The organism is Pseudomonas pergaminensis (assembly GCF_024112395.2).
Taxonomy (GTDB): Bacteria; Pseudomonadota; Gammaproteobacteria; order Pseudomonadales; family Pseudomonadaceae; genus Aquipseudomonas; species Aquipseudomonas pergaminensis.
In genome coordinates, this window is record NZ_CP078013.2 from 5,087,167 (window position 1) to 5,099,356 (window position 12,190).

The following is a 12,190-nucleotide window of genomic DNA, read 5'->3' on the forward strand; positions in this document are numbered from 1 at the left end:
TCGCCTAAATAGGCTGTGAAGTGAAAAAGGCCTCGTCGGCTTTTGATGAAGTACTCACTTAATTTAAATCAAAACACGGCAAAAGTGACCGGCCGGAAACGCAAACGCCCCGAACCAGTCGGGGCGTTTGTGGGCAGCAGTTGGCGTCAGGTCACGCCATCAGCTGTTTACTTGACGACAGGTGCAGGGCCTTCGGCCACGCCCAAGTCATCCAGCTCGCGGGTTTCCGAGATACCGGTACCGCCGGACGCCAGCTCGCTTTGCAGCTTGTCGGTGTCCAGTTCCTTGACCCACTTGGCCACAACGATGGTGGCAACGGCGTTGCCCACCAGGTTGGTCAGTGCACGGGCTTCGGACATGAAGCGGTCGATACCCAGGATCAGCGCCAGGCCGGCAACCGGCAGGTGGCCCACGGCCGACAGGGTGGCCGCCAGCACGATGAAGCCCGAACCGGTCACGCCAGCAGCGCCTTTGGAGGACAGCAGCAGCACCAGCAGCAGGGTGATCTGGTGGGTGATGTCCATGTGGGTGTCAGTCGCCTGGGCGATGAACACAGCAGCCATGGTCAGGTAGATCGAAGTACCGTCAAGGTTGAACGAGTAGCCAGTCGGGATCACCAGGCCTACTACGGACTTCTTGGCACCCAGGCGCTCCATCTTGATCAGCATGCGTGGCAGTGCGGATTCGGAAGACGAAGTACCCAGAACGATCAGCAGCTCTTCACGGATGTAGCGGATCAATTTGATCACGCTGAAACCGTGGGCGCGGCAGATACCACCCAGCACCACCAGCACGAACAGGATGCAGGTGATGTAGAAGCAGATCATCAGCTGGCCCAACTGCACCAGGGAACCCACACCGTAGGCGCCGATGGTGAACGCCATGGCACCCAGGGCACCGATTGGCGCGAGCTTCATGATCATGTTGATGATGTTGAACATCACGTGGGCGAAGCGATCGATGAAGTCCAGCACCGGCTTGCCGTAGGCACCCAGGCGGTGCAGGGCGAAACCGAAGATCACCGAGAACATCAACACTTGCAGGATATCGCCGTTGGCGAAGGCGCCGACGATGGTGTTAGGGATCACATTGAGGATAAAGCCGACGATGCTCTGGTCTTTACCGGCAGTGACGTAGGCCGCCACTTTGGAGGCGTCCAGGGTCGCTACGTCGATGTGCATGCCGGCGCCCGGTTGCACGACGTTTACCACGATCAGGCCGATCAGCAGCGCGATGGTCGAAACGATCTCGAAGTAGAGCAGCGCATAGCCGCCGGTCTTGCCGACCGATTTCATGCTTTGCATGCCAGCGATGCCGCTGACAACGGTGCAGAAGATGATCGGGGCGATGACCATTTTGATCAGTTTGATAAACCCGTCACCCAGTGGCTTGAGGGCCACACCGGTCTGCGGGTAGAAGTGACCGAGCAAAATACCGATAACGATTGCAACGATCACCTGGAAGTACAGGGATTTGTAGATTGGCTGACGAGTCGTCATTGCAAAGTTCCTCAATCGTCCCGTGTGGCAAATATCCGCCATTGCCCACGACACTTGAATTGCGAACCCTCCTGCACTGGAGGGATTTGTTGTTTGCGAGACCTATAGATGCAGGCCTGCGCTGTGGTCCTTATCGCAAACACCGTGCCACTTCTCTCAAAATCCCTGAAGGCCTTTAGACATCAGGCCTGGGGCTCTACAGCCATTCTTCCAAGCCCCCGATCGAGTGGCGGATTTCCGCCCACCGACCCAATCCCGTCCTACAATTTGGCGGATATCCGCCTTGTGACCCTGTCCGGGGATGCTACGATCCGCCCTTTCAGGGACGAGGCCTTCGCATGCGTGAACGTACCATCGCCAGTCATTACGCCCGGGCAGCCCTCGGCGGGGCGCGTCGGGCCGGTTACGACTATACGGGCCTGTTGCAACAGGTGGGTATCACCCCAGAGCTGTTGACCGAACCCCGCGCCCGCATCGCGCCGGAGCAATTTACCCGGTTGCTGCAAATGCTCTGGCTGGCGCTGGACGACGAATACCTGGGCTTCGCCGACGGCCCGAGTAAACGCGGGACGTTCGCCATGATGTGCCACGCGTTGATCCACTGCCGCACCCTGGAGAAGGCTCTGGAACGCGGCTTATTATTTTATAGCCTATTCCCGCAAGGCCCGCGCTGGCAGCTGACACGCGAAGGCGAAATGGCTCGTTTGAGCCTGGACGACTCGCAGCTTTGGGACCCGGATCACTTCCTGAGTGAATGCCTGCTGGTGATCTGGCATCGCCTGGGCAGTTGGCTGATCGGCCAGCGTATCCGGCTGCACCAGGCCACTTTCAGCTACCCGCAGCCGGCTCACGCCAGCGAATATGACCTGCTGTTTCCCTGTGCCCAGGTATTCGGTGCACCGAACAGCAGCCTGGTATTTCCCGCCCGCTACCTGAGCCTGCCGCTGTTGCAGGATGAGCGCACGCTCAAGCACTTCCTGGAGCGCTCCCCCGCCGATCTGCTGTCGCGGCCGGACGAAGGCGACAGTTTGAGCAGCCAGCTACGCCGCTTGCTCAGCCGCGACCGCAGTCCCTGGCCGGACCTGGAAGCCGTCGCCCAGCACCTGCATATCAGCCCACAGACCCTGCGCCGGCATTTGCGCGAAGAAGGCACCAGCTTTCAGGCGCTCAAGGATGAGCTGCGGCGGGACATCGCCATCTATCATTTGGGCCGGGCGGATTTGTCATTGCAGGAGATCGCCGAGCAGTTGGGGTTTTCCGAACCGTCGGCGTTTCATCGGGCGTTCAAGAAGTGGACAGGGTTGACGCCGGGAGCGTATCGCGCGCAGGAGAGTTAGAGGTGTATTGCCTTTGCCGACCCTTTCGCGAGCAAGCCCGCTCCCACATTCGACCGCATTCCTACAGGATAAACGTGGTCGAATGTGGGAGCGGGCTTGCTCGCGAAGAGGCCAGTGGAGTCAACAAAGATCACAAGGCAGGAAAGTGAATCTTGAACGCGGCCCCGCCCAACGGCGAATCCCCCAAGGTCAGCCGCGCGCCGTAACTTTCGATGATGTCCTTGACCACCGCCAGGCCAATCCCCTGCCCCGGATGCTGGCGGTCCAGCCGCTCTCCCCTTTGCAGGATCCGCGCACGCTGATCCGGTGGCACGCCAGGGCCATCATCCTCAATGCACAACTCGGTGCCTTCCAGGCCTTCCACCAGGCTGATGCGCACCTCGCTCAGGCACAGACGGTAGGCGTTCTCCAGCAGGTTGCCGAGCAACTCCAGCAGAGCGCCCTTCTCGATCGGCACGTCGCAGTCTTGCGGCAACTCAAAAGACACCGTAACGCCTTTGTCGCGGTAGACCTTGTCCAGCGTGTCGCACAGACTTTGCAGCACCGGTTCCAGCCGCACCTGATGGCGCACCAGCCCACTTTTGCGCAGGCTGGCGCGCTGCAACTGGTAGCTGATCTGCTGGCTCATGCGCTCGATCTGCGATTGCAGTACCCAGGCCTGGTCACGGTCTTCCGGGCGCTGGGCCATGTCTTCGCTCACGCCTTGCAACACCGCCAGCGGGGTTTTCAGGCTGTGGGCCAGGTCGTCGAGGGAGTCGCGGTAGCGCGCGCGTTGTTCACGCTCACTGTGCAGCAAGCGGTTGAGAGAGCCCGTGAGGCGCAGCAACTCGCGGGGGTGTTGTTCGGAGAGGCTTTCGCGGGTACCGCCTTCGATCTGGTCAAGTTCCTGGCTCAGCCGCCGCAGCGCTTGCAGGCCCCAGGTCAGGCCCAACCACAGCAGGGTCAGCAGCACCAGCAAGGCCGCGCCGAAGCCCAGGTAGAGGTTTTCGCGCAGGCCTTCGAGGGTCAGCTGATATTCGCGCACCGGTTGCAGCGCGACGATACTGAATGCCGCACTCTTGCCGCCCAGCAGCCTGACCTCGACGTCATACACGAAGAATTCCTGGCCGTTGGCCTCGCGAATCCGTGCAAATTCGTTACCGCGCCCGTCGTAGCGCGGTTTGTAGTTGATGTTTTCTTCCTTGGTCGCCCGCGAACGCCACACCAGGTGGCCTTCACGGTCGTAGATATAGCCGAGCAGGCGGCTATCGGTGAGGTTGAAGCGTTCGTCGGGCAACTGCGCCGGCATCAGCAGGCGGTTGTTCTCCACGCGTGCGGCAGAGATCAGGGTGGTGACGTCCGACGCCAGGCGCTGCTCGATGGAGTCCTGCAACGCCAGGCTGAACGCGCCCTGCATGGCCGGCAACAAGCCCAGCATGAACAGCACGGCCAGGGTGGCGGCCGCCAGCATCAAGCGCACGCGTAGCGAGCGAATCAACGGCAGCGCTCATTGAACAGGTAGCCCAGGCCACGCACGGTGTCGATCGGCTTGAACCCGCCCGGGCCTTCCAGCTTGCGGCGCAGGCGGCCGACCAGCACTTCGATGACATTCGGATCGCGCTCGTCGTCATCGGGGTAGAGCTGTTCCATCAAGCGATCCTTGGCGACCACTTGCTGGTGATGACGCATCAAGTACTCGAGGATGCGGTATTCATAAGCCGTCAGCGCCAGCGGCTGCTCATCGAGGGACGCCTGCTTGCGGTTGAGGTCCAGCAGCAAGGGGCCGGCCACGATAGTCGACTGGGTAAACCCGCTGGAGCGGCGCAGCAAGGCGTTCATCCGTGCCTCCAGCTCTTCGAACTGGAACGGTTTGACCACGTAGTCGTCGGCACCGGCCGCCAGGCCTTCGACCTTGTCCTGCCAGTTGCCGCGGGCGGTGAGGATCAGGATCGGGAAGGTCTTGGCCTGGGTACGCAATTGGCGGATCAGGTCCAGGCCGCCCATGCCGGGCAGGCCCAGGTCGATGATCGCCAGGTCGTGATTGAACTGGCCGGTCTGGTACAGGGCCTCTTCGGCATTGGCCACGGCTTCGACCACATGCCCGCTGTCGGTCAGGCGGGTCAACAGGTGATGACGCAGCAACGCCTCATCTTCCACCACCAGCAATTTCATAAGGCTCTCCAAGGCAAATCAACTGTCCGACAGAGGGATATCATAGCGGCCCTGCAGGTCTTGCGGGCGCAGTTTAATGCCATTGTACTGTGCGGTCAGGTGTTCATAGCCGGCGCGATAGGCCGGCTGCGGGGTTGCAAGGCCCAGGGACTGTCCCCAGGGCGCGGGTTGGCTGCCAGACTCTTCGAAACTGACACGCTGGATCAAGGTGCTGGATTTCTTGGTCTTCTCACCACCGAATCCAGCAAAGGCACCGTCGGCGGCCTGCACCCCGGCAGTGGCACTGAGCATGCTTAACGCCAACATCAGCTGTTTGATCGCAGTCATGGTGTTACCTCTACGCGTTTGGCTGTGTATGCCCAAGGCTACGCATGCGCCCCTGAACTCCTCCTGAACAGGCTCTGAACCGCGCCTGAACCGCTGCGGGCTATCCTCACGCCCATCAACTCGGCAAAATACCGCCCATGAATTCCCTACCCGCATGCTGCACCCCACTCGACGCCCACTGGCCCCTGCCTGAGCCCTTGCCGGGCGCGGTGTTTCTCAGCACCCGCTTTAACCCTGCCTTATTAACGGCGGACGACTTCCAGCGCAGTGCCGTACCGCCACCGGCCAGCATCCAGCGCTCGGTGGCCAAGCGCCAAGCCGAGTTCCTGGCCGGCCGGCTGTGTGCCCGCGCAGCGTTGCAACAACTCGATCACCTCAACTGCATCCCCGCGATCGGTGAAGACCGCGCGCCGGTGTGGCCTGCGCACATCAGCGGTTCCATCACCCACAGTACCGGGCATGCCGCTGCGATTGTCGCGCACAAGGCGCAATGGCGTGGCCTGGGGATGGACCTGGAGAACGTGCTGGACCTGGAACGGGCGGAACGGTTGGCGGGGGAAATTCTTACCGCCGATGAACTGCAGCGCATGGGCGCCCTCCCGCGCGAGCAGCACGCCCTGCTGGTGACGCTGACGTTTTCGGCCAAGGAGAGTTTGTTCAAGGCGCTCTACCCGATTGTGCAGAAGCGCTTCTATTTTGAGCATGCGCAGGTGATGGAGTGGACTGAGGCCGGCTATATAAGGCTGCGGTTGCTGACGGACTTGTCGACAGAGTGGTGCCATGGCAAGGAGTTGGTGGGGCAGTTTGCGGTGGATGGCGGACAGCTGTTGAGCCTGGTGGCCGTCAGCGCCTGATAGGCCGCTATCGCCGGCAAGCCGGCTCCTACATTTGCGATGTGCCCCCTCAGCGAAGGCTGATATCAAGGCTTATCCTGCTCCCTCGGCCAACTCAAACTGAAGCACGCCCCACCCAAGTTATTGCTCTTGCTGATCAACGCCCGCCCGCCGTGCCAGTAGATAATCCGCCGCACAATCGACAGCCCCAGGCCATGCCCGCCGGACGCGCGGGTGCGGCTGTCGTCCAGGCGCAGGAACGGCGTGAAGATGCGCTCCCAGGCACTCTCCGGCACGCCGGGGCCGTCGTCTTCGACATCGATGCGGCAGCGCACCTGCCCCACTTGATAGCTGATGAGCACCTGGCCCTGTGCATGGCGCATGGCATTGCTCACCAGATTCTGCAGTGCACGGTGCAGGTAACGCGGCTCGGCATCCACCCAGGCATCATCCCAGTGCGCCGAAGACAGGCAAATCCCCCGCGCCACGTTGACCTGTGGACGCAGTGGCGATAATTCGCCGATCACCTGATCAAGCAGCGCATTGAGATCGACCCGCTGGAAATTCAGCTCCGGCGAGCCCTGCTCCAGGCGCGCGTAGGTGAGCATTTCGTCGACCAGGCCGTCGAGGTCCTGGATATCACTGTCCATACCTTCCAGGTATTTGCGCCGCGCCTCGGCAGTGGTGGCATCGCCGACCATTTCCAGGCCGAAACGCAAGCGTGCCACCGGCGTGCGCAGTTCGTGGGACACCGCGCGCACCAGCTCGCGCTGGATCGCCAGCAACTGCTGCAAGTGCTCGGCCATGCCATTGAACGCCGCAGCCAGGCGCCCCACCGAGTCAGCACCGCGGGCGGGCACGCGCACTTCCAGGTTGCCCTTGGCAATGCGAGTGGCGGCGGCTTCCAGGCCGCGCAGTCGACGCTCAAGCTGGCGCACCAGCAGATACACGATCAAACCGATCAGGGTCAGGCCGATCAAGGCGATCAGGATCAGCCATTGCGGCGGGTAAGGATTCATCTGATACAGCGGCCCGAGTTCCAACACCCACGGCGTACCGACCATGCCGGCAAACACGCGGATCGAATCGCCGCCCTTGCCCAGGGCCATCACCGTATCGCCTTCCGAGACGCGGCGGCGCTGGTCTTCGTCCATGTCGGCCTGGTCGAGGGTCATCAAATGCATATCGAAGCCAAAGCCCTTGGCTTCTTTGATATCCGCCAGGCGTTGCGGCTGTTCGGCCACGGGGAAGCGCACCAGTTCGTCTGCCAGCAGATAAATGGTAGCGCGCGCCAGCTGTTCGCTGATCTGCTGCACTTCACCGGTAAGAACAAGCTGCTCCTGATCGCTGACCAAGCGCAGTACCCGCGCGGCGTGCGGCCCGGTCTGCTCGACCAGCACCTGGCCGCGTTGCAGGCGAGTGCGCTGGCTCAGGTCCAGTTGCGCCTCGGCCAGCGGGCGCAACTCCAGCGGAATGCCCAACAGGCGTTCCCACACCGCCAAGGCGCGCTGGCGCTCAATGGTACTCATGGGTTGCAGGTTATCGCCCATCAACGCGAAGGTGCCGTGGGCCAGGCGCTCGCGGTACTGGCCGCTGCGCACCTCGTTGAGCAGGTGCAGGGCCAGCACCCCGAGCAGCGCCACCAGGATCAGCGCCGCGCACATGCCGCCGTAGATGCGCAGGAAGATCGAGTTCACAGCGACATGTCGGCGGCGGCTTCGGGGACGAACAGGTAGCCTTTGCTGCGGATGGTCTTGATCAGGCGCGGGTGGATCGGGTCATCGCCGATTTTCGGGCGAATACGTGAAATGCGCACATCGATGGAGCGATCCTGGCCGTCATAGCCAATGCCGCGCAGGGCGATGAAGATTTCTTCGCGGGACAAAATGCGCCCGGCGTTCGCCACCAACAGCCACAGCAGGTCGAATTCGGCGCTGGTCAGTTCGATACCTTCATTATTCAGCCAGGCCTCGCGCAAGGCGCTGTCCACCACCAGGGGGCCGAACTGCAGGCGGCGCGGGCTCTCCGTTGTTGCCGGTTCCGCAGGCTCGCTGCGTCGCAACAGGGCCTGGATGCGTGCCAGCAACAAGCGCGGGCGCACCGGCTTACACACGTAGTCGTCGGCGCCCATGTCCAGGCCCAGCACCTGGTCCATGTCGTCGGTGCGCGCGGTGAGCATCAGGATCACGCCGTCATAGCGCTCGCGTACGGTGCGGCAGATGCTCAAGCCGTCTTCGCCGGGCAGCATCAGGTCGAGGATCACCAAGTCCGGCTGCTCGGCGATGATGCGCGCCGCCGCCAAGGCGCCATCGCCTTCCACCGACACCCGCAGGCCGTTGCTCTCCAGGTAATCACGGGTCAATTCGGCCAACCGCTGGTCGTCCTCGACTATCAATACCTGCCAGGCTTCTTGCTCCACGGGCGACCTCAATGTCTGTCATAAAAGGAGGGCATGATCTGAACCACATCACCGCCCGTTGCGGCCGATTGTAGCCATGGGCCAGTCCCCAAACACAAGCCGGGAAATCCATTCGGTGATCGCGATTTTTTGTGATAGGGTTCGCGCCCTCAAAAATCCAACCGGCTGTTTTTGCCTTGGAATATTCGGTGACAAACGGCCGACTCCAGCAGTAATGCGGCCTACACGGGTGTTCCACGTTTCATACACATTTTACCCACAGCGTTATCCACAGGTAGTGCGTTGCTAAGCCCCCCAAAACGCATTATCTTGTAGGTCGGCGCTAAAAAAACCCTACATGTAGGGTTTTGAGCGAAAAGACCAAACACAGATCAGACAAGAAACTCAAGCCCTTTCTTGCTCTCGTTTGGTTGAACCAACGCATTTTTTGAAAGACCAAACCGCGCACGCGGATGGCAGCCGTTTTCACGCTCCAACAGCGCAAAACGGTACGGGTGTTGCAGTGCTTGAACCTGGCAACTGTCACCCACCAGGAATACGGCCAAGGGCTTTGCAGCCCCGAACCGAAGACTTCGGCATGGAAGCGGCGCGAACAGCTCCCTTCCTCCTGTCCCGAAGTTGTTATGCCAGGCCCAGGCCTGCTGTAAGTGCTTCAGGACGGAACGGTGGGCACCTTGATGGTGCCCAAATAAATATAGAATGTGGAGACAACCCCCCATGCAAACCGACACAACTCGCGAGAACCCGCAAGGCTCCGTGCCGCAGGCCGCTGATTCGAACCTGGATCTGTCCGCCACTGCGCCCGGCCAATTGCGCGTGATCAAGCGTAACGGCACTGTCGTTCCTTACACCGATGACAAAATCACCGTCGCCATCACCAAAGCGTTTCTTGCAGTTGAAGGCGGCACCGCTGCCGCTTCGTCGCGCATCCACGACACCGTTGCCCGCCTGACCGAACAAGTCACCGCGACCTTCAAGCGTCGCATGCCTTCGGGCGGCACCATCCACATCGAAGAAATCCAGGACCAGGTCGAACTGGCCCTGATGCGTGCCGGCGAGCAGAAAGTGGCTCGCGACTACGTGATCTACCGCGACTCGCGCGCCAAGGAACGTGCCGTACGTTCCCCGGCCGAAGAAGCCGCCGTACAGGCTCACCCGTCGATCCGCATCACCCTGGCCGACGGTAGCTTTGCACCGCTGGACCTGGGCCGCCTGAACACCATCATCACCGAGGCCTGCGAAGGCCTGGAAGAAGTCGATGGTGACCTGATCCAGCGCGAAACCCTGAAGAACCTGTACGACGGCGTGGCCCTGACCGACGTCAACACCGCCCTGGTGATGACCGCCCGTACCCTGGTTGAGCGTGAGCCGAACTACTCGTTCGTGACCGCACGCCTGCTGATGGACACCCTGCGTGCCGAAGGCCTGGGCTTCCTGAAAGTCGCCGACAGCGCCACCCACCACGAGATGGCCGACCTGTACGCCAAGGCTCTGCCGGCCTACATCGCCAAGGGTATCGAATACGAGTTGCTGAACCCGGTCCTGGCCACCTTCGACCTGGAAAAACTCGGCAAGGCGATCAACCACGAGCGCGACCAGCAGTTCACGTACCTGGGCCTGCAAACCCTGTACGACCGTTACTTCATCCACAAGGACGGTATCCGCTTCGAACTGCCGCAAGTGTTCTTCATGCGCGTGGCCATGGGCCTGGCGATCGAAGAGAAGCAGAAAGAAGACCGTGCCATCGAGTTCTACAACCTGCTGTCGTCCTTCGACTACATGTCGTCGACCCCGACCCTGTTCAACGCCGGCACCCTGCGTCCACAGCTGTCCAGCTGCTACCTGACCACCGTGCCGGATGACCTGTCGGGCATCTACCACGCGATCCACGACAACGCCATGTTGTCCAAATTCGCCGGCGGCCTGGGCAACGACTGGACCCCGGTGCGTGCACTGGGTTCGTATATCAAGGGCACCAACGGCAAGTCCCAGGGCGTTGTACCGTTCCTGAAAGTCGTGAACGACACCGCCGTCGCCGTGAACCAGGGTGGCAAGCGCAAAGGCGCTGTGTGCGCCTACCTGGAAACCTGGCACATGGACATTGAAGAGTTCATCGAGCTGCGCAAGAACACCGGTGATGACCGTCGTCGTACCCACGACATGAACACCGCCAACTGGATCCCTGACCTGTTCATGAAGCGCGTCTTCGATGACGGCAAGTGGACTCTGTTCTCGCCATCCGAAGTGCCGGACCTGCACGACCTGACCGGTAAAGCCTTCGAAGAGCGCTACGAGTACTACGAAGCCCTCACCGAGTACCCAGGCAAGGTCAAGCTGTTCAAGACCATCCAGGCCAAAGACCTGTGGCGCAAAATGCTGTCCATGCTGTTTGAAACCGGCCACCCATGGCTGACCTTCAAGGACCCGTGCAACCTGCGCAGCCCGCAGCAGCACGTGGGCGTGGTCCACAGCTCGAACCTGTGCACCGAGATCACCTTGAACACCAACAAGGACGAGATCGCCGTTTGCAACCTGGGCTCGATCAACCTGCCGAACCACATCGTCAACGGCAAGCTGGACACCGCCAAGCTGGAGCGCACCGTCAACACCGCCGTACGCATGCTCGACAACGTGATCGACATCAACTACTACTCGGTGCCACAGGCGCAGAACTCCAACTTTAAGCACCGTCCGGTCGGCCTGGGCATCATGGGCTTCCAGGACGCGCTGTACCTGCAGCACATTCCTTACGGTTCGGATGCTGCGGTCGAGTTCGCCGACAAGTCCATGGAAGCGGTCAGCTACTACGCGATCCAGGCTTCCTGCGACCTGGCCGACGAGCGCGGCGCCTACGAGACGTTCCAGGGTTCGCTGTGGTCCAAGGGCATCCTGCCGCTGGATTCGCAACAGATCCTGATCGAAGCCCGTGGCCAGAAGTACATCGATGTCGACCTGAACGAATCCCTGGACTGGGCGCCGGTACGTGCCCGTGTGCAGAAAGGCATTCGTAACTCCAACATCATGGCCATCGCACCGACCGCCACCATCGCCAACATCACTGGCGTGTCGCAGTCGATCGAACCGACTTACCAGAACCTGTATGTGAAATCGAACCTGTCGGGCGAATTCACCGTGATCAACCCGTACCTGGTTCGCGACCTCAAGGCTCGCGGCCTGTGGGACTCGGTCATGATCAACGACCTGAAGTACTACGACGGTTCCGTGCAGCAGATCGAGCGCATCCCGCAAGAACTCAAAGAGCTCTACGCGACGGCCTTCGAAGTGGACACCAAGTGGATCGTTGACGCTGCCAGCCGTCGCCAGAAATGGATCGACCAGGCTCAGTCGCTGAACCTGTACATCGCCGGCGCTTCGGGCAAGAAGCTGGACGTGACCTACCGCATGGCTTGGTACCGTGGCCTGAAAACCACTTACTACCTCCGCGCCCTGGCCGCGACCAGCACCGAGAAGTCGACCATCAACACCGGTAAGCTGAACGCTGTTTCCAGCGGCAACCACGGTGATGACTCGGTCCTCGCCGCTCCAGCCGGCCCGGCCCCAGTGCCAAAAGCCTGCGCGATCGACGAGCCGGATTGCGAAGCTTGCCAATAAGCTGAGCCCGCC

At 61.3% G+C, this 12,190-nt stretch carries 9 protein-coding genes; 3 read left to right on the forward strand and 6 right to left on the reverse strand.

Annotated features, from left to right (window positions below; translation table 11 throughout):
* Positions 1-167: 167 nt before the first annotated feature.
* Positions 168-1,499, reverse strand: a complete 1,332-nt coding sequence (locus KUA23_RS23045) for a dicarboxylate/amino acid:cation symporter (protein ID WP_028617588.1) — start codon at positions 1,497-1,499, stop codon at positions 168-170.
* 338 nt (positions 1,500-1,837) lie between these two features.
* Between KUA23_RS23045 and KUA23_RS23050 the strand changes: the two genes are divergently transcribed.
* Positions 1,838-2,836, forward strand: a complete 999-nt coding sequence (locus tag KUA23_RS23050; RefSeq protein ID WP_078049860.1) for an AraC family transcriptional regulator — start codon at positions 1,838-1,840, stop codon at positions 2,834-2,836.
* Between the two features lie 130 nt (positions 2,837-2,966).
* Here the strand turns inward: KUA23_RS23050 and KUA23_RS23055 are convergent, their stop codons facing one another.
* Genes KUA23_RS23055 through KUA23_RS23065 form a run of 3 tightly spaced genes read right to left on the reverse strand, consistent with a single transcriptional unit; the run spans position 2,967 to position 5,314 of the window.
* Positions 2,967-4,313 carry an ATP-binding protein gene (locus tag KUA23_RS23055; protein WP_078049861.1) on the reverse strand — a complete coding sequence of 449 codons (1,347 nt, stop codon included), beginning with the start codon at positions 4,311-4,313 and terminating at the stop codon, positions 2,967-2,969.
* On the reverse strand, positions 4,310-4,987 hold the full coding sequence (locus KUA23_RS23060) for a response regulator transcription factor (protein WP_015885446.1): 678 nt from the start codon (positions 4,985-4,987) through the stop codon (positions 4,310-4,312). The genes KUA23_RS23055 and KUA23_RS23060 overlap by 4 nt, the downstream gene beginning before the upstream one ends.
* An 18-nt stretch (positions 4,988-5,005) precedes the next feature.
* Positions 5,006-5,314 carry a hypothetical protein gene (locus KUA23_RS23065; RefSeq protein ID WP_078049862.1) on the reverse strand — a complete coding sequence of 103 codons (309 nt, stop codon included), beginning with the start codon at positions 5,312-5,314 and terminating at the stop codon, positions 5,006-5,008.
* A 137-nt stretch (positions 5,315-5,451) separates the two neighbouring features.
* On the opposite strand from KUA23_RS23065, the gene KUA23_RS23070 reads away from it, so the two are divergent.
* On the forward strand, positions 5,452-6,168 hold the full coding sequence (locus KUA23_RS23070; RefSeq protein WP_252992901.1) for a 4'-phosphopantetheinyl transferase family protein: 717 nt from the start codon (positions 5,452-5,454) through the stop codon (positions 6,166-6,168).
* Positions 6,169-6,233: 65 nt separating this feature from the next.
* Here the strand turns inward: KUA23_RS23070 and KUA23_RS23075 are convergent, their stop codons facing one another.
* Positions 6,234-7,844: an ATP-binding protein gene (locus tag KUA23_RS23075; protein WP_078049864.1), complete on the reverse strand. Its 1,611-nt coding sequence runs from the start codon at positions 7,842-7,844 to the stop codon at positions 6,234-6,236.
* Positions 7,841-8,566 (reverse strand): response regulator, encoded by a 726-nt coding sequence (locus tag KUA23_RS23080; protein ID WP_078049865.1) that lies wholly within the window; start codon positions 8,564-8,566, stop codon positions 7,841-7,843. Before KUA23_RS23080 ends, KUA23_RS23075 begins: the two co-directional genes overlap by 4 nt.
* A 717-nt stretch (positions 8,567-9,283) precedes the next feature.
* Here KUA23_RS23080 and KUA23_RS23085 point away from each other — a divergent pair.
* Positions 9,284-12,178 carry a ribonucleoside-diphosphate reductase subunit alpha gene (locus KUA23_RS23085; protein ID WP_071493969.1) on the forward strand — a complete coding sequence of 965 codons (2,895 nt, stop codon included), beginning with the start codon at positions 9,284-9,286 and terminating at the stop codon, positions 12,176-12,178.
* Positions 12,179-12,190 lie beyond the last annotated feature (12 nt).